Source organism: Bradyrhizobium sp. WCU1, assembly GCF_053474805.1.
The window spans coordinates 4,177,175-4,194,383 of sequence record NZ_CM130280.1 but is presented as its reverse complement, the minus strand read 5'-3'; the positions used below and the strand labels follow the sequence as shown (position 1 = coordinate 4,194,383).

Below are 17,209 nucleotides of genomic sequence, written 5' to 3'. Positions count from 1 at the left end.
GGACGGGACGATGCGACGGCGGGCGGCCTTCGGGCCACAGGGCCGCTTCCGCATCGTCCAGTTGCTGCGTGCGGTGCCGATCCGCTGGCGCATCCTTTCGATCGCGCTGCTCAATTCGGCGGTCGTGATCGTGCTCGCGGTGCTGATCTGGAACGGCTCGAAGGTGCTCGGCTCGGCCTGGGAGGATGTCCGCCAGGTGCGGGAATCCGACAAGATCCTGGCCAAGCTCGAAAGCGAGACCAGCCGGCTGCAGAACCTGATCCATCGCTACATCAACCAGCCGAGCCCGGACCTGTTCGCGGAAATCCTGCTGCTCCGCGAGGCCGTGCTCGGCACCTTGACCAACCGGGCCTCGACCGACCCGATGCTGTCGGGCTCGGTCGAGCAGCTCGAACGCGCCACCAGCCGCTTCCTCGACGGCTTCGGCGAATTGCGCACCTTGCAGACCAAGATCTCCAAGACCTATGACGAGCAGGTGCTGACGCCGACCAAGGACATGGCCGGGCTGTATTCGATCATCGAGGGCGCCACCGGCCATCGCGACGCGCTGATCTGGCCGGCGCTCGGCAAGTCGCGCGAGGCCTTCACCTCGCTGCTGGTCGCCGCCAACGCCTACTACCTCTCGCTGGCCTCCTCGTCGGCCGAGGAAGCCCGCCGCAACATCGATACGATCGAGAAGACGATCCCGGTCATGACCGATCTGGCCGAGAACGATCTGCAGCGCATGGCGCTGGGCCGGCTCAAGGTCAAGACCGCCGAGCTGCGCGACGGCCTCGGCCAGCTCAGCGAGCAGCTCACCAACCGCACCGACCTGCTGCGCAACTCGATCGACGCCAGCCAGGCCGACGCGATCGGCGCGATCGACGATCTCTCGGTGAAGATGCGCCAGCGCGAGCAGAAGGCGCAGGGGACCTTCGACAAGACGCTGACGTCGATCTCGCGCCGGGTGCTGTCGATCGCGGTGATCTTCCTCGGCATCATCATGTCCGCCGGCGTGATGATCGCATTGTCGATCCGGCTGCCGCTGGCGCAGATCATGGCCGCGATGCGCAACATCACCTCTGGCGATCTCGACCGGCCGGTACAGGGCACGACGGCCAAGGACGAGGTCGGCGCCATGGCGCGTGCCGTCGAGGTGTTCCGCGAAAATGCGATCGCCAAGCGCAAGACCGAGGACGAGCTGCGCGCCGCCAAGGAGAAGGCCGAGAGCGCGCTGCTCGAGCTCAACGCCGCGCAGCAGAACCTGATCGATGCCGAACGTCTCGCCGCGCTCGGCGGCCTGGTCGCCGGCGTCGCCCACGAGGTCAACAACCCGATCGGCATCAGCCTGACGGTGGCCTCGAGCTTTGCCCGCCGCAGCGAGATCTTCGAGAGCGACCTTCGGACCGAGCCGCTGCGCCGCTCTAAGCTCGACGAATTCGTGCGCGCCTCACGTGACGCATCGCAGCAGCTGGTCGCGAACCTGCAACGCGCCGGCGAGCTGATCCAGTCGTTCAAGCAGGTCGCGGTCGACCGCTCGCATGCCGAGCGCCGCCAGTTTGCCTTGAGTGAAGCGACCGACCAGATCGTGGCGAGCCTGCGGCCGGTGCTGAAGAAGGCGGCGATCGCACTGTCGGTCGACGTGCCCGAGGGATTGCTGATCGACGGCTATCCCGGCGCCTATGGGCAGATCTTAACCAATCTTTTCCTCAACGCCGTCAATCATGCCTTCGCCGACGGCCGCTCCGGCAACATCACGATCTCGGCGCGCGGGCGCGGCGCCGACGATGTCGAGATCATCTTCGCTGACGACGGGGCCGGCATGACGCCGGACGTGCAGCGGCAGGCGTTCGACCCGTTCTTTACGACCCGCCGCAACGAAGGTGGTACGGGCCTCGGCCTCCACATCGTCTATAACCTCGTCACCCAGCAGCTCGGTGGACGCATGATGCTGGAGTCAAGGGTAGGACAAGGCACCACTTTTCGCATTATCATGCCCAGGATCGCCAAGGGGGCTGCCATGGGGGCTGCCGAGGGCGAGCCCACGATCACTGACGCAGCAGCCGACGGAACCAGTCAATGGCCGAACAGGACGATGTCCTCCAACTGATCGACGACACCGAGAGCCCCCCGGAGGACTCGCCGGTACGGAAATGGAAGATCGCCGTGATCGACGACGATCACGCCGTTCATGAGGGCACCCGTTTCGCGCTGAGCGACTACAATCTGAACGGCGCAACGCTGGAGATCCTGTCGGCCTACTCTGCGGCCGAAGGCCGCACGCTGATGCGGGACAATCCCGACATCGCGGCCGTGCTGCTCGACGTCATCATGGAGACCGACGTCGCCGGCCTCGAGCTCGTCGAATACATCCGCAACGAGATCAAGAACGAGACCGTCCGCATCATCCTGCGCACCGGCCAGCCCGGCCAGGCGCCGGAACGGCGCGTCATCGTGCAGTACGACATCAACGACTACAAAGCGAAGACCGAGCTCACCGCCGACAAGCTGTTCACCTCGCTGACCGCGGCGCTGCGCAGCTATCAGCAGCTCGAGCGCATGGTGCAGACCAGGCGCGGGCTCGAGATCATCATCGACGCCGCCTCGACGCTGTACGATTTCAAGTCGATGCAGCGGCTGGCCGAGGGCGTGCTGACCCAGCTCGCCTCGCTGCTCAATGTCGATTGCGCCGGCATTCTGGTGCTGCGCGACGACGGCAACGCCGCCGCATGCGATTTCTCGGTGCTGGCCTGCTCGGGCTGCTACAGCCGCTTCATCGGCACCACGTCATCGAGAGCGCTCGACGCCGACCTCAGGCACATGGTGGAAGAGGCCTTCCAGCGCCGAAAGAACGAGTTCGCCGACCATCGCAGCGTGCTCTATTCGCGCACCGGCTCTGGCCGCGAGGTCGTGGTGTTGCTGCAGGCCGAGCGCCAGCTCTCCGACACCGACCGCGCGCTGGTCGAAATCTTCTCGAGCCGGCTCTCGATCGCGTTCGACAACGTGATCCTCTACCAGCAGCTGCACGAGGCCAACACCCAGCTCGAGGACCGCGTCGCGCAGCGCACCCGCGCGCTGATGCAGGCCAACCGGCGGCTGTCGGCGCAATGGCTGCGGCTGCAGCGCGCCAACGGCTTCAAGAACGAGATCCTCGGCACCGTCGCCCACGATTTGAAGAATCCGCTCGGCGTGATCCTCGGCCGAACCGAGATGCTGACCGAATTGATCGGCGCCGGCTCGCCGAAGGAAAACGTCACCGCGCAGGTCGAGCACATCCGCGATGCGACCAAGCGGCTGACCTCGATGGTCGACCACCTGATCTCGGATGCGATGGCCGACGCGTTCGACATCACGATCCGCCGCGAGCCGGTCGATGTCGCAGCCCTGGTCAACGAGGTTACCGAGGCCAATCTGCCCTCGGCCGTCAACAAGCAGCAGAGCATTTCGGTCTCGGGGCCGCAGCACTTCGTCACGATGTGCGACGCCGACCGGATCCGCGAGGCGATCGACAACCTGGTCAGCAACGCCATCAAATATTCGCCGATAGGCGGCAAGATCACGGTCGCGGTCAGCCACGAGGGCGAAGACACCGTGATCCGGATCTCCGACCAGGGGCCCGGCCTCAGCCCGGAGGATCTCGGCCGGCTGTTCGGCCGGTTCCAGCGGCTGTCGGCCAAGCCGACCGCGGGCGAGAGTTCGACCGGCCTCGGCCTTTCCATCGTCAAGCGCATCATCGACATGCATGGCGGCCATGTGACCGCCCAGAGCCCGGGCCCCGGACAGGGGTCGACCTTTACGGTTACACTCCCGGCGACAGAGACATGAACCAGAACCCGCATATCTTCATCGTCGACGACGAGGCGCCGGCCCGCGAGATGGTCGGCGATTACCTCAAGATGCACGGCTTCGGCGTGACGCTGTGCGATGGCGGCAAGAGCCTGCGCAAGGAGATCGAGAGCAGCACGCCCGATCTCGTGGTGCTGGACCTCAACATGCCCGAGGAAGACGGGCTGTCGATCATTCGCGACCTCAAGAGCAAGATCAACGTCCCCGTCATCATGCTGACAGCTACTGCCAGCCCGATCGACCGGGTGGTCGGGCTCGAGATCGGAGCCGACGATTACGTGGCCAAACCCTGCGAGCTGCGAGAGCTGATGGCGCGCATCCGCTCGGTGCTGCGCCGGAGCGGGCCGGCCAAGTCTGCCGCGCCGGAACCGGCGAGCGCGAAGGCCGAGAAGGAGCAATTGGTGCGGTTCGGCACCAAATGGCTCGATCTCGAGGCCCAGGCGCTACGCGACGACGAAGGCAACGAGCATCCGCTGACCGCCTCCGAATTCGGCCTGCTGAAGGTGTTCGCGGCCAATCCGAAGCGGGTCTTGTCGCGCGAGCGGCTGCTGGAACTCGCCAATGCCCGCGATGCGGAAGCCTTCGACCGCGCCGTCGACCTGCGCATCATGCGCATCCGCCGCAAGATCGAGTTCGATCCGACCAAGCCATCGGTGATCCGCACCATCCGCGGCGGCGGCTACCTGTTCTCGCCGACCGGGGACAAGGCGTAGCGTCGCGAAAATTATCCCGCCTCTCAATGTCGTCCTGGCCTTCGCCAGGACGACAAATCGTTGTGTGGCAAGAGCGAATTCATCGACACAAAGGCTGTCAATCCGCGCAAAAATCCCTAAGTTTCGGCCATGCCGAAAACAGCCTCCAAAGACCCCGCGAAGCCCACCCCGAACACCGCCCCGAAGCCCGTCGCCGCCAAACCGGTTGCAAGCAGGGCGGCGGCGAAGGGCGACCATATCTTTCTGGTCGACGGCTCGGGCTACATCTTCCGCGCCTATCACGCGCTGCCGCCGCTCAACCGCAAGTCCGACGGGCTGCAGGTCAACGCCGTGCTCGGCTTCTGCAACATGCTGTGGAAGCTGCTGCGCGACATGCCCGAGGACAACCGGCCGACCCATCTGGCGATCATCTTCGACAAGTCGGAGATCACGTTCCGCAACAAGCTCTATCCGGACTACAAGGCGCACCGGCCGCCGGCGCCGGACGATCTGATCCCGCAATTCGCGCTGATCCGCGAAGCGGTGCGCGCCTTCGACCTGCCCTGCCTCGAGCAGGCCGGCTTCGAGGCCGACGATCTGATCGCGACCTATGCGCGGCTCGCGACCGAACGCGGCGCGACCACGACCATCGTCTCGTCAGACAAGGACCTGATGCAGCTCGTCACCGACAAGGTCGTGATGTACGACACGATGAAGGATCGCCGCATCGGCATCCCGGAGGTGATCGAGAAATTCGGTGTGCCGCCGGAGAAGGTGGTCGAGGTGCAGGCGCTGGCCGGCGATTCCACCGACAACGTGCCCGGCGTGCCCGGCATCGGCATCAAGACCGCAGCGCAGCTGATCATCGAGTATGGCGATCTCGATCAGCTGCTGTTCCGAGCCACCGAGATCAAGCAGCCGAAGCGGCGCGAGGCGCTGCTCGAGAATGCCGAGAAGGCGCGGATCTCGCGCCAGCTGGTGCTGCTCGACGACAAGGTCGACCTCGAGGTGCCGCTCGACGACCTCGCAGTGCATGAGCCGGACTCGCGCCGGCTGATCGCCTTCCTCAAGGCGATGGAGTTCACCACCCTCACCCGTCGCGTCGCCGACTATGCGCAGATCGATCCCGCCAATGTCGACGCCGACGCGAGCAACAAGAGCGGCGCGAGCACGAAATCCGCTGCGGCCGACGGGCCTGCCAAGGCGGCCGGCTCGTCCGGCGATCTCTTTGCAAGCCCCGCCCCGACTGCAAAGAGTGGCAGCAAGGGCGACAAGTCCTCGAGTTTCAAGGGCACGCCGGCCGCGCTGACCGAGGCGCATGCGGACGCGATGCGGAAGCTGCCGTTCGATCGCAGCAAGTACCAGACGATCCGCAGCATCGAGGCGCTGCAGGCCTGGATCGCCCGCGTGCCCGACGTCGGTCATTTCGCGATCGAGGTGATGAGCGACCAGATTGATCCGATGCAGGCGGAGATTTCCGGCATCGCGCTCGCGCTCGCCGCCGGCGATGCCGGTTACGTCCCGCTCGGCCACAAGCAGGCCGGCGGCGGCGCCGGGCTGTTCGATGCCGGACTGGCGCCCGACCAGATCAAGGCTTCAGACGCGCTCGCGGCACTCAAGCCGCTGCTGGAGTCCCCGGGGCTTCTCAAGGTCGGCTTCAACGTCAAGTTCGCAAGCGTGCTGCTGGCGCAACACGGCATCACCCTGCGCAATACCGACGATGCGCAGCTGATGTCATACGCGCTCGATGCCGGCCGCGGCTCGCACGCGCTGGAAGCGCTCGCCGAGCGCTCGTTCGGCCATGCCATGATCGCCTATGGCGCGCTGGTCGGCAGCGGCAAGGGCAAGCTCACCTTCGACCAGGTCACCATCGACAGGGCGACCGAATATTCGGCCGAGAGCGCCGATGCGACCTTGCGGCTGTGGCGTATCCTCAAGCCGCGCCTGGTCGCCGACCGCATGGGGACCGTCTACGAGACGCTGGAGCGGCCGCTGGTCGCGGTGCTGGCGCGAATGGAGCGCCGCGGCATCTCGATCGACCGCCAGGTGCTGTCGCGGCTGTCGGGGGATTTCGCCCAGACTGCCGCACGCGTGGAAGCCGAGATCCAGGAGATCGCCGGCGAGCCGGTCAATGTCGGCAGCCCCAAGCAGATCGGCGACATCCTGTTCGGCAAGATGGGATTGTCCGGCGGCACCAAAACCAAGACCGGCGCGTGGTCCACGACCGCGCAGGTGCTCGACGACCTCGCCGAGCAGGGCCACGCGCTGCCGAGCAAGATCCTGGAGTGGCGCCAGGTCTCCAAGCTGAAGTCGACCTACACCGACGCGCTGCCGACCTATGTCAACCCGCAGACCCATCGCGTGCACACCACCTACGCGCTGGCCGCGACCACCACGGGGCGGCTGTCGTCGAACGAGCCGAACTTGCAGAACATCCCGGTTCGCACCGAGGACGGCCGCAAGATCCGCCGCGCCTTCATCGCGACGCCCGGGCACAAGCTGGTGTCGGCGGACTACTCGCAGATCGAATTGCGGCTGCTTGCGGAGATCGCCGACGTGCCGGTGCTGCGCCAGGCGTTCCGCGACGGGCTCGACATTCACGCGATGACCGCCTCCGAAATGTTCGGCGTGCCGATCAAGGACATGCCGAGCGAGGTGCGGCGCCGTGCCAAGGCGATCAATTTCGGCATCATCTACGGCATCTCGGCGTTCGGCCTCGCCAACCAGCTCGGCATCGCCCGCGAGGAAGCCTCGGCCTACATCAAGAAGTATTTCGAGCGCTTCCCGGGCATCCGCGCCTATATGGACGAGACCAAGGAGTTCTGCCGCAGGAACGGCTACGTCACCACGCTGTTCGGCCGCAAAATGTACTACCCCGAGATCAAGGCATCGAACGCCTCGCACCGGGCCTTCAACGAGCGCGCCGCGATCAACGCGCGCTTGCAAGGCACCGCGGCCGACATCATCCGCCGCGCCATGATCCGGGTCGAGGACGCGCTCGCCGAGAAGAAGCTCTCGGCGCAGATGCTCTTGCAGGTGCATGACGAACTGATCTTCGAGGTGCCCGACAACGAGGTCGCGGCGACGCTGCCGGTGGTGCAGAAGGTGATGCAGGACGCGCCGTTCCCGGCCGTGATCCTGTCGCTGCCGCTCCAGGTCGATGCCCGCGCCGCCAACAATTGGGACGAGGCGCATTAGAGTCTACCTTGCCTCGGCCTCATCGTCATTCCGGAGATCGCCGAAGGCGAGAGCCCGGAATCCATTCATCCGCACGTTATGTGGCCCGATGGATTCCGGGCTCGTGCTTCGCACGCCCCGGAATGACGGCGAGAGATCGGGGAGAGCTGCAATCCACATTGCTCCGAGAGCAATTCCAGCATGGCCGCGCGGCGGATGACGCGCTAGAAGTGCGTGCATCCCCTCGCGAGACCCATCATGCCCCACACATCCGCGTTGCTCGGCTTTGCGCTCGTCTGCCTCGGCATGGTGCTGACGCCGGGACCGAACATGATGTACCTGATCTCGCGCTCGATCACGCAGGGGCCGGCGGCCGGCATCGTCTCGCTCGGCGGCGTCGCGCTCGGCTTCGTGTTCTACATGCTGTGCGCAGCGTTCGGCATCACTGCACTCTTGTTCGCGATCCCCTACGCTTATGACGCGCTGCGCTTCGCCGGTGCGGCCTATCTGCTCTGGCTGGCATGGCAGGCCGTGAGGCCCGGCGGCCGCTCGCCGTTCCAGGTCAAGGCGATGAAGGTCGACGGCCCGCGCAAATTGTTCGCAATGGGCTTCCTCACCAATCTGCTGAATCCGAAGATCGCGATGCTCTATCTGGCGCTGCTGCCGCAGTTCATCGATCCCGCCGGCGGCAGCGTGCTGACGCAGTCGCTCGCGCTCGGCTCGATCCAGATCGTGATCAGCGTCAGCGTCAACGCGATGATCGCGCTCGCCGCCGGCTCGATCGCGGTGTTCCTCGGCACCCGCCCGACCTGGCTCCTGGTGCAGCGCTGGCTGATGGGCACCGTGCTCGCAGGGCTTGCGATGAAGATGGCGCTTGAAGCGCGGCGGGCCTAATAAGTACCCTCTCCCCTTGTGGGAGAGGATGGCACAATCGAGCGGAGCGAGATGAAGCCGGGTGAGTTTGCATCCGCGGAGAGAACTCCCTCATCCGGCTCGCATCTTTCGGACGCGGCGGATCACAATAAGCGGCGCTCGATGAGCTTCTTGACTAGGTCCTCGGTGGTGATGATGGGCACAGTTGCACCGTCAAAAGCGGCAAATAGGCGCTTTGTCGCTTCATCGACAAATTGAGGAAGAGCTGAAAGCGGCGTCTCAAGCGGGAATTGAACGCACGTTTCGACAACGTCATCGTGCGCTTTGCCACCATCCCGAAAGATGTATTGCTGGTTTGCCCAATTGGTCAGCGATCTACCTGATAGCTGGTGCCACCGGAAGGCAAAACCAAGAGTAGTTTTCTCCGGCTCGCAGCCCAAAGCTTTCGACAGCGCAATGCCGACCGCCATTGCTTCTGCCACTCGCAAGATCATTAGCGTCGGATCGAGTACACGGCCCGGCCGAATTCGGGCAGGCACGCCATCATCCTGTAAAAGCCGGTGAAGAAAGAACTCACCTTTAGGGTCAAGGCGCGCAAAATCGATGTGGTCCGAAAATTCCGGTGACGCGGACACGACGAGGTATTCAAATGCGTCCTCCCGCACCTTCGTGCGATTCTCTGCATCGGACATCGTTCTAGCGTCCATCCAGATAGGCCATCCAGTATACCGAGGATTGCTGACAGCTAAGCGATCTAGGACCTCCTGATTGGCGATGGCGTTCTGCCGAGGTGGATCAACGACGAGGGCAACACTCCAAAAGGCGCGGCCGACAAGTGGCTTCTCCTCGGCAGAAAGCTTCCGATTTTTTATGCGCTCTTTGTATCGGCTTTCACCCGCATCTATGACGCTCAACGCTCGATCACAGAGCGTGGGTGCCTGTGGCTGGCTCGTCGAAAACTTCAACAATGAACCTAAATCAAGCCCCGGCAAATGGCGGCGAATGAACCGTCCTACGTCCGCTTCTCGATTATCAAAGCAAATCTCAACTATTTCTGGCCAATCGCGTGCTAGCGCCTCAGTGGTACTTACAGTGCCATTCGATGAAAGTGACCGGAAATAGACGGTATTGTTTCTTATCAGGATTTGCGAACCGTCTTTCAACTCGCGTTTAGCCGCGACAGGTACTTTGACGCCGGATGGCACGGATAGCACTGGGTACGATGCCCCCTGGCGTTCGCTCCAATTCACCGTGACCTCAAATGGCTCAGAGGCATATTTTGAGATTATCCCCTGAATGACATCGACATGGAAAAGCGCCTCAGCGTTCGCTGGTCGCTTGGCCGTATCTGGCGTCAAGGTCTTGTCGTCGAAGCCGATAACAAAAAAGCCCCCATTACGATTGCGAAGCGCCATTGCTCCCTTAGCGATTTTTGCAATTCCTGCGGGCTGCGTCGGATCAATCCAAGTCTTGATCTCCACCGTTAAGCTCTCAGAGGGTGATGCGACTATTGCATCGACCACTGACTTTTCTGCCATGTAAATTTCCGTCCTTTGGCCAGGAGTTCGCTATCGCCTCATCGGAAAGGGCGGCATTCAAGCGTAGCACCGCCGCTCGCGCAAGGTGCATCATTCCTCTGCCACAGCTATTGTGATCCACGGATCGCGCGCCGCCCAACCCGCGATGTGCGCGAAAACTTCATCAAGTGCGTGCAGCGAGCCGAGCACCTCGCCGGTCAGCCCGCGAGCGGCGAGTAAGACAGACAGCATGGTCCGTCATCCCGGCCTTCGCGCTTTCAATTTGTCGCGCTGCCGTGCGGCCATCGCCGACAGAAAGTTTGGAGCTTCCAGATCGGTAAGACTATAACTGTGGTCGTAACCCTCGATCTCTCTTGGGCGCGCAGCAATTCTTACGTTGTCCGCAAACGTGCAAAGATAGATCTGTTTCGACTTCCAGAACCAACGTTCTTCGGCAATGCCGGTTACAATACCTGGCTGCCCCTCTTTCACAGGCCCAAAATTCCGAACTGCAATAACCCTTGCGCCGATCTCTAGAGATGTAGTGCTCATTGGTTGTTCCGCGCACCCCTATCAGGGCACTGACCTGACCATAGCAGGTTAAGTCGAGTACCATTTCCCACCAGTATCAGCGGAATTTCTGTTTTTGCACAGGCAATACATTCCGAACGACCGTAGATTGATGTTGCTAAGTTATTTCCACTACTGACTTTCCCACGGGGGAGAAGGGAAGAGCGCCCACCGCCCCTCAATCCAGCTTCGCTTCCATCCCGCGCTTGGTCGCGGGGCGGGCCATCAGCGTCTCATACCAGCGCTTGACGTTGGGGAAGTCTGATAGCTCGACCTTGTGGCGCGGATGGCGCCAGGCCCAGCCGAGGATGGCGAAATCGGCAACCGAGAGCTCGCCGGCGACGAAGTCGCGGCCATCCAGCCTGCGATCCAGCACGCCATAGAGCCGTCGCGTCTCGGCCATGTAGCGCTTCAGGCCGTAGGCGCGGTCCTGCTCGTTCTCCAGCGCGATGAAATGATGCACCTGGCCCGGCATCGGGCCGAAACCGCCCATCTGCCACATCAGCCATTCATAGACCGGAATCCGCTCGGCGAGCGGTTTCGGCAGGAACTTGCCGGTCTTCTCGCCGAGATAGAGCAGGATCGCGCCGGACTCGAAGATGCTGACCGGCTTGCCGCCGGGACCATCGGGATCGACGATCGCCGGGATCTTGTTGTTCGGGCTGATCGCGAGGAAGGCGGGCGCCATCTGCTCGCCCTTGCCGATGTTCACCGGGATCACCTTGTAGGGCAGCCCCATCTCCTCCAGCGCCACCGAGATCTTGAGGCCATTGGGCGTGTTCCAGGTGTGCAGCTCGATGGTCATTTCCGCTTCCCGTGCAAGTGTTTGGCAGAGTGTTTGGTGCCTGCTTACGGGGATTGGAACGGCCGCACAACCGCGCTTTCCGGAAAGCTCGCCCGCGGAAATCGCGGCATGGGCGCTGTTGACGGCCCGATTTCCGCGCTGGAATGTGCCGGTCAGCGTGGATAGATTGCCGCCCGCCTCAAACCCTCAAGGGAAAAGTCTTTGTCCAAATCAGCCTCCCGCGCCCGCCTCGCCGAGATCATCCGCAAGCGCTCGTTCGGCCGCGGCGAGATCACGTTGGCGTCGGGCCGCAAGAGCGACTTCTATTTCAACCTGAAGCCGACGATGCTCGATCCCGAGGGCGCAGCGCTGCTCGCCGAGCTCACTTACGAGGCGCTGAAGGACGACAAGCTCGATTTCGTCGGCGGGCTGGAGATGGGCGCGGTGCCGCTCGCCGGCGCGATCGCGCAGCTGTCCTGGCTGAAGGGTCATCCGATCGCGGCCTTCTTCGTGCGCAAGAAGCCGAAGGAGCACGGCGCGCGGCTCGCGGTGGAAGGCCTCGCCAAGGGCGAGAGCCTGGCCGGCAAGCGCATCGTGATCGTCGAGGACGTCACCACGACCGGCGGCTCGGCGCTGAAGGCGGTGGAAGCGGTGCGCGAGGCCGGCGGCGAGATCGCGCTGGTCTTCACCATGGTCGACCGCGAGGAAGGCGCCACCGAAACGTTCGCCGAGGCCGGCCTGCCGTTCCGCGCGCTGTACAAGGCCGGCGAGTTCCTGAAGGACTGAGGTTCTTTCGCAGCCGTCGCGGCCAGATGCATAGGCCGCGCCATCCCCGTTTCTTGTGACGCCGTCACGCCCGATCAATCGCTCGTTTACCATCCCACCGTAGGGTGAATCCGCCGGGGCACCTTGCCGCGGCGCGTCGGGTGGAGTTGGCGTTGCGTACAGAGTTGAGTGATCGGCGCGTGCGGCGCTGCGTGATGCTTGCCGCCGCAGCCATTGCGGGTTCCGTCCTGGTCGTGCCCGCTCCCGTCTCGGCCGAAGGGCTGTTCGACTTGTTCTTCGGCGGTGCCCAGAAGCAGCAGGGCCGGCAGGCTCCGCCGCAGGCCAATTTCTTCGCCGATCCGTTCGGCCTCAACCAGCAGCCGGAACGGCAGCAGTCCGCGCCCGCCTCGGCGCCGCGCGTCGCGGGTTCCGGACCGGCCTATTGCGTGCGCAGCTGCGATGGCAAATATTTTCCGCTGACGATGCGCGGCAACGCGACGCCGGCGCAGCTCTGCCAGGCGTTCTGTCCGGCGAGCGCCACCAAGGTCTATTACGGCAGCCATATCGACAGCTCCGCATCGAGCACCGGCGAGCGCTACACCGACAGCGAGAATGCCTTCGCCTATCGCAAGGCGCTGCGCGCCGACTGCACCTGCAACGGCCGCGACCCGGCGGGGCTCGCCCCGGTCGATCTCGCGCTCGATGCCTCGCTGAAAGCCGGCGACGTGATCGCGACCACCGACGGTCTCGTCGCCTATACCGGCGTCCGCGTCGGCAACGAGCAGTCGTTCGACTTCACGCCGGTCGCGTCCTATCCCGGGCTCACCGCAGCGGTCCGCGCGCGGCTCGGCGAAATGAAGGTTGCGCCCGTCAGCGCCGAACTCGCGAGCGACGCGCCGCTGCCGGAGACCGGCCGCGATGTCGCGCCGTCGTCCGTCGCGCCGAAGGGCAACGCGGCAAAGTCCGGCAAGCGCGCCGAGGCGAATTAACGCGCCACGATCACGCCGATAACGTTCGGCGCGGCCAGGTATTTCTCCTCGATCGCGGCCCGCGCGGCGGCGCGGTTCTCCGGGTTGAGGAGCCCGCGCTTCTCGGCGAGGATCATCCAGCAATAGCCCCACCAATCCGTCAGCATGCCGTGATCGTCGACCAGGTCGTAGCCCTGCTCGGCGGCGAACAGGCGCGCATGCGCCTCGTCGAGCGAATCGAGCCAGGCGTGATCCTCGAGCGAAAACAGCTCGTCGCTGAAATCATCCGTGGTGTAGCCCCAGATCGACATGCAGACCGCGTTGAACTCGCGATCGAGCTGATCGTCGTCGATCGGCTGGCGCCGCGAGACCTGGTGCAGTCGCGACAGCGAGCGGGCGAAATCCGCGATGCGGGTGAGAGCGAACTGATCGAAGGCGATGGTGGACATGTAGTCCTCGCGAAGGCTGGGAGACCCTAGATATTGTATCGGCGCAGCGCCGAATCATGATGATATATCAAAGACTTGCTAAAGTGTTCTTAATTCGTTCTAGTTGGTTTGCAAATTATCTGCAACGTCGCCCCGGCGAAGGCCGGGGCCCATAACCACCGCAATCCGACATCTCACGTGAGAGGTGCCGCAAAATGAACGCCACAGTCTATTACGTCTACATTCTCGCGAGCCGTCGCCACGGGACACTCTACATCGGCGTCACCAACGATCTTCTCAATCGGCTGACGCTCCATCGCTCCGGACGCGGCTCGCAATTCGTCAAGAAGTACGGCGTCACACGTCTGGTTTACACGGAGGCCTACGCTTCACCGCAGGAGGCGATCGCGCGGGAAAAAGCGCTCAAGGAATGGCGCCGCGACTGGAAGATTCGCCTGATCGAGCAAGACAATCCGGAGTGGGGCGACCTGTCCCACCTTCTCTGATGGCTGTGGTTATGGGCCCCGGCCTTCGCCGGGGCGACGAATTTGCGGTGACTGTCTTCGCCTCATGAAAAGGCGGCCGCAATGAAACTGCCAGCCCCCCAAAAGCAATTCGGGCCGCTGACTTAAGTCAGCGGCCCGTTGAAAATGGCTTCGAAATGAAATGCGTCGGAGCTAAAATATGTGCCCGCCCCACGAGCGACTGCTCTGGTTGTAAAGACCTCGTTAAACCTTGGAAATCCGTATCATCACGGTGTTTCCGACCCGCGCATGAAGCCGCGTTGCGCGGTGTTCAATTCGCCGACAGCAACCTGTCGCCGCAAGCGTTCGCGTCAAACTTGCCGCCGCATTGTCGCTTGATGGCGGCGCAGCGCGCGGCCGGCAAAATTGTCGCAAAATCTCGGCGCTCACGGACGACGACAGCACTGCAACCAGCAGGCCCGAATGCCTGAAATCGGCCCGGTCCTTGCATAAAATCGCGGCAGGTGCGGTGCATGGCGGCTCTCGACGGTTTCGGTTGCAGCGCAACGCGCGTATCATTGCGGTGAGTTTGAACGGCGGGGATTGGCGTTGCAGGAACAGACAAACTACCCGGCACTGAACCAGCCGATCGACGAGCTGGCGCTGACCGAGATCAAGGGTGCGATCCTGGCCAAGCTGCGGCTTGCGATCGGCAAGGACGCCACTGTTGCGACCAGGCGCGACTGGTACAAGGCGGCGACGCTGGCGCTGCGCGACCGCATCGTGCACCATTGGCTGACCGCCGAGAAGCAGAGCTACGATGCCGGCGCCAAGCGCGTCTACTATCTCTCGCTCGAATTCCTGATCGGCCGGCTGTTCACCGACGCGCTGAACAATATGGGACTGCTGCCGCTGTTCGAGGCCGCGCTCGGCGACCTCGGTGTCGATCTCTCGGACCTGCGCAAATGCGAGCCGGACGCCGCGCTCGGCAATGGCGGCCTCGGGCGGCTCGCGGCCTGCTTCATGGAGAGCATGGCGACGCTGGCGATCCCCGCAACCGGCTACGGCATCCGCTACGATTTCGGTCTGTTCCGCCAGATCATGAACCAGGGCTGGCAGCAGGAATATCCCGACGAATGGCTGGCGTTCGGCAACCCCTGGGAATTCCAGCGGCCGGAGGTGGTCTACAACGTCCATTTCGGCGGCCATGTCGAGCATGTCGACGACCGCGGCCGCGACTGCGCCACCTGGCATCCGGCGGAAACCGTCGAGGCGATGGCCTACGACACGCCGATCGTGGGCTGGCGCGGCCAGCACGTCAACGCGCTGCGGCTGTGGTCGGCGCATGCGCCCGACCCGCTCAAGCTCGACGTCTTCAACACCGGCGACTACGTCTCGGCCAGCGCCGAGCAGGCGCGCGCGGAGGCGATCTGCAAATTCCTCTACCCGAACGACGAGAGTGCGGCGGGCCGCGAGCTGCGGCTGCGCCAGGAATATTTCTTCGTCTCGGCCTCGTTGCAGGATCTCATCAACCGCCATCTCGCCTCCGACGGCGGCCTGCGCAATCTCGCGCAGAAGGCGGCGGTGCAGCTCAACGACACCCATCCGAGCCTCGCCGTCACCGAGCTGATGCGCATCCTGGTCGACCTGCACAATTTCCGCTGGGACGAGGCCTGGAAGATTACGGTAGCAACCCTGTCCTACACCAACCACACGCTGCTGCCGGAGGCGCTCGAGACCTGGCCGGTCGAACTGTTCGAGCGGCTGTTGCCGCGGCATCTCGAGATCATCTACCGCATCAACGTGGCGCATCTCGCGCTCGCCGAGGAGCGCTTCCCGGGCGACATCGAGTATCGTGCGTCGGTCTCGCTGATCGACGAACGCAGCGGCCGCCGGGTGCGGATGGGCCAACTCGCCTTCGTCGGCTCGCATCGCATCAACGGCGTCTCGGCGATGCATTCCGACCTGATGAAGGAGACCGTGTTCCACGATCTGCATCATCTCTATCCCCAGCGCATCACCAACAAGACCAACGGCATCACCTTCCGCCGCTGGCTGATGCTGGCCAATCCGCGGCTGACCGCGCTGTTGCGCGAGACCTGCGGCGAAGCCGTGCTCGACGACTTCTCGCTGCTCGATCGGCTCGAGGCGCATTCGAGCGACCTCGAATTCCAGAAGCGGTTCCGCGACGTCAAGCATCACAACAAGCTGGCGCTGGCGCGGCTGATCGGCGAGCGCAACCACGTCAAGGTCGACCCGTCGGCGCTGTTCGACGTGCAGATCAAGCGCATCCACGAATACAAGCGGCAGCTGCTCAACATCCTGGAGACGATCGCGCTGTATCACGCGATGAAGGACGACCCGGCCGCAAACTGGGTGCCGCGGGTAAAAATCTTCGCCGGCAAGGCGGCGGCGAGCTATCGCTACGCCAAGCTGATCATCAAGCTGATCAACGACGTCGCCGAGGTGGTCAACAACGACGCCTCGCTCGGCGGCAGGCTGAAGGTGGTCTTCCTCGCCGACTACAATGTTAGCCTTGCCGAGGTGATCATTCCGGCCGCCGATCTCTCCGAGCAGATCTCGACCGCCGGCATGGAGGCCTCCGGCACCGGCAACATGAAGCTCGCGCTGAACGGCGCGCTGACCATCGGCACGCTCGACGGCGCCAATATCGAGATCCGCGACGCGGTCGGCCCCGAGAACATCGCGATTTTCGGGCTGGAGGCCGGCGACGTCATGGTCCGCCGCAAGCAGGGGCTCGATGCCAGTGACGTGATCCGCAAATCGCCGCGGCTCGAGCGCGCGATCCGCGCCATCGAGAGCGGCGAGTTCTCGCCGGGCGATGCCGCGCGCTTCGCCTCGATCGGGCACGCGCTGCGCTATCTCGACCACTACATGGTCTCCGCCGACTTCGATTCCTACTACGATGCGCAACGCGGCATCGACGCCCGCTGGCAGGTGCCGCCGGCCTGGACCCGCGCCTCGATCCTCAACGTGGCGCGCATGGCGTGGTTCTCCTCCGACCGCACCATCCGCGAATACGCCGAGGACATCTGGCACGTTCCAGTGCATCCGAGCGCCGCGCCGCAGCTGGGTAACCAGCGCGAGGCGAAGGGGTAATCCCGGGGCACGGAAATCGATTACGT

13 protein-coding genes are annotated in these 17,209 nt (G+C 63.9%); 9 read left to right on the top strand and 4 right to left on the bottom strand.

What is annotated here, in order from left to right; all coding sequences use genetic code 11:
* Window positions 1–10: 10 nt before the first annotated feature.
* The 5 genes from ACTUWL_RS19440 to ACTUWL_RS19420 all read left to right on the top strand — a co-directional run bounded on the left by ACTUWL_RS19440 (window position 11) and on the right by ACTUWL_RS19420 (window position 8,588).
* Complete coding sequence (locus ACTUWL_RS19440; protein WP_021076613.1) at window positions 11–2,089, top strand: sensor histidine kinase; 2,079 nt, start codon at window positions 11–13, stop codon at window positions 2,087–2,089.
* Entirely contained in the window at window positions 2,059–3,804 is a 1,746-nt protein-coding gene (locus ACTUWL_RS19435; protein ID WP_021076614.1) for an ATP-binding response regulator, read from the top strand. Before ACTUWL_RS19440 ends, ACTUWL_RS19435 begins: the two co-directional genes overlap by 31 nt.
* On the top strand, window positions 3,801–4,538 hold the full coding sequence (locus ACTUWL_RS19430) for a response regulator (RefSeq protein ID WP_021076615.1): 738 nt from the start codon (window positions 3,801–3,803) through the stop codon (window positions 4,536–4,538). The genes ACTUWL_RS19435 and ACTUWL_RS19430 overlap by 4 nt, the downstream gene beginning before the upstream one ends.
* Window positions 4,539–4,667: 129 nt before the next feature.
* Window positions 4,668–7,715 (top strand): DNA polymerase I, encoded by a 3,048-nt coding sequence (gene polA, locus ACTUWL_RS19425; protein ID WP_021076616.1) that lies wholly within the window; start codon window positions 4,668–4,670, stop codon window positions 7,713–7,715.
* Window positions 7,716–7,952: 237 nt separating this feature from the next.
* Complete coding sequence (locus ACTUWL_RS19420; RefSeq protein WP_021076617.1) at window positions 7,953–8,588, top strand: LysE family translocator; 636 nt, start codon at window positions 7,953–7,955, stop codon at window positions 8,586–8,588.
* A 122-nt stretch (window positions 8,589–8,710) separates the two neighbouring features.
* On the opposite strand, the gene ACTUWL_RS19415 is transcribed toward ACTUWL_RS19420, so the two are convergent.
* The 3 genes from ACTUWL_RS19415 to ACTUWL_RS19405 all read right to left on the bottom strand — a co-directional run bounded on the left by ACTUWL_RS19415 (window position 8,711) and on the right by ACTUWL_RS19405 (window position 11,459).
* Window positions 8,711–10,105: a hypothetical protein gene (locus ACTUWL_RS19415; RefSeq protein ID WP_021076618.1), complete on the bottom strand. Its 1,395-nt coding sequence runs from the start codon at window positions 10,103–10,105 to the stop codon at window positions 8,711–8,713.
* 237 nt (window positions 10,106–10,342) lie between these two features.
* A complete protein-coding gene (locus ACTUWL_RS19410; protein ID WP_146160324.1) occupies window positions 10,343–10,636 on the bottom strand; it encodes a hypothetical protein in 294 nt (97 codons plus the stop codon).
* Between the two features lie 196 nt (window positions 10,637–10,832).
* Entirely contained in the window at window positions 10,833–11,459 is a 627-nt protein-coding gene (locus ACTUWL_RS19405; RefSeq protein WP_021076620.1) for a glutathione S-transferase family protein, read from the bottom strand.
* A 201-nt stretch (window positions 11,460–11,660) separates the two neighbouring features.
* On the opposite strand from ACTUWL_RS19405, the gene pyrE reads away from it, so the two are divergent.
* Both pyrE and ACTUWL_RS19395 read left to right on the top strand, forming a co-directional pair.
* The gene (gene pyrE, locus ACTUWL_RS19400; protein WP_021076621.1) at window positions 11,661–12,224 is read left to right on the top strand and encodes an orotate phosphoribosyltransferase; all 564 of its coding nucleotides are present in this window, start codon (window positions 11,661–11,663) and stop codon (window positions 12,222–12,224) included.
* A 194-nt stretch (window positions 12,225–12,418) separates the two neighbouring features.
* Window positions 12,419–13,192 (top strand): DUF2865 domain-containing protein, encoded by a 774-nt coding sequence (locus ACTUWL_RS19395; RefSeq protein ID WP_021076622.1) that lies wholly within the window; start codon window positions 12,419–12,421, stop codon window positions 13,190–13,192.
* Here the strand turns inward: ACTUWL_RS19395 and ACTUWL_RS19390 are convergent.
* Window positions 13,189–13,620, bottom strand: coding sequence for a hypothetical protein (locus ACTUWL_RS19390; RefSeq protein ID WP_021076623.1), 432 nt, complete (start codon window positions 13,618–13,620; stop codon window positions 13,189–13,191). The genes ACTUWL_RS19395 and ACTUWL_RS19390 overlap by 4 nt on opposite strands.
* 194 nt (window positions 13,621–13,814) lie before the next feature.
* On the opposite strand from ACTUWL_RS19390, the gene ACTUWL_RS19385 reads away from it, so the two are divergent.
* Entirely contained in the window at window positions 13,815–14,105 is a 291-nt protein-coding gene (locus ACTUWL_RS19385) for a GIY-YIG nuclease family protein (RefSeq protein ID WP_021076624.1), read from the top strand.
* A 561-nt stretch (window positions 14,106–14,666) separates the two neighbouring features.
* Window positions 14,667–17,183: a glycogen/starch/alpha-glucan phosphorylase gene (locus ACTUWL_RS19380; RefSeq protein ID WP_373012116.1), complete on the top strand. Its 2,517-nt coding sequence runs from the start codon at window positions 14,667–14,669 to the stop codon at window positions 17,181–17,183.
* The last annotated feature ends 26 nt before the right edge of the window (window positions 17,184–17,209 follow it).

Excerpts from the sequence above, each read along its gene's own strand:
- ACTUWL_RS19440 (WP_021076613.1), top strand. The coding sequence starts at position 11 with ATGCGACGGCGGGCGGCCTTCGGGCCACAGGGCCGCTTCCGCATCGTC.
- ACTUWL_RS19435 (WP_021076614.1), top strand. The coding sequence starts at position 2,059 with ATGGCCGAACAGGACGATGTCCTCCAACTGATCGACGACACCGAGAGC.
- ACTUWL_RS19430 (WP_021076615.1), top strand. The coding sequence starts at position 3,801 with ATGAACCAGAACCCGCATATCTTCATCGTCGACGACGAGGCGCCGGCC.
- polA (WP_021076616.1), top strand. The coding sequence starts at position 4,668 with ATGCCGAAAACAGCCTCCAAAGACCCCGCGAAGCCCACCCCGAACACC.
- ACTUWL_RS19420 (WP_021076617.1), top strand. The coding sequence starts at position 7,953 with ATGCCCCACACATCCGCGTTGCTCGGCTTTGCGCTCGTCTGCCTCGGC.
- ACTUWL_RS19415 (WP_021076618.1), bottom strand. The coding sequence starts at position 10,105 with ATGGCAGAAAAGTCAGTGGTCGATGCAATAGTCGCATCACCCTCTGAG.
- ACTUWL_RS19410 (WP_146160324.1), bottom strand. The coding sequence starts at position 10,636 with ATGAGCACTACATCTCTAGAGATCGGCGCAAGGGTTATTGCAGTTCGG.
- ACTUWL_RS19405 (WP_021076620.1), bottom strand. The coding sequence starts at position 11,459 with ATGACCATCGAGCTGCACACCTGGAACACGCCCAATGGCCTCAAGATC.
- ACTUWL_RS19395 (WP_021076622.1), top strand. The coding sequence starts at position 12,419 with ATGCTTGCCGCCGCAGCCATTGCGGGTTCCGTCCTGGTCGTGCCCGCT.
- ACTUWL_RS19390 (WP_021076623.1), bottom strand. The coding sequence starts at position 13,620 with ATGTCCACCATCGCCTTCGATCAGTTCGCTCTCACCCGCATCGCGGAT.
- ACTUWL_RS19385 (WP_021076624.1), top strand. The coding sequence starts at position 13,815 with ATGAACGCCACAGTCTATTACGTCTACATTCTCGCGAGCCGTCGCCAC.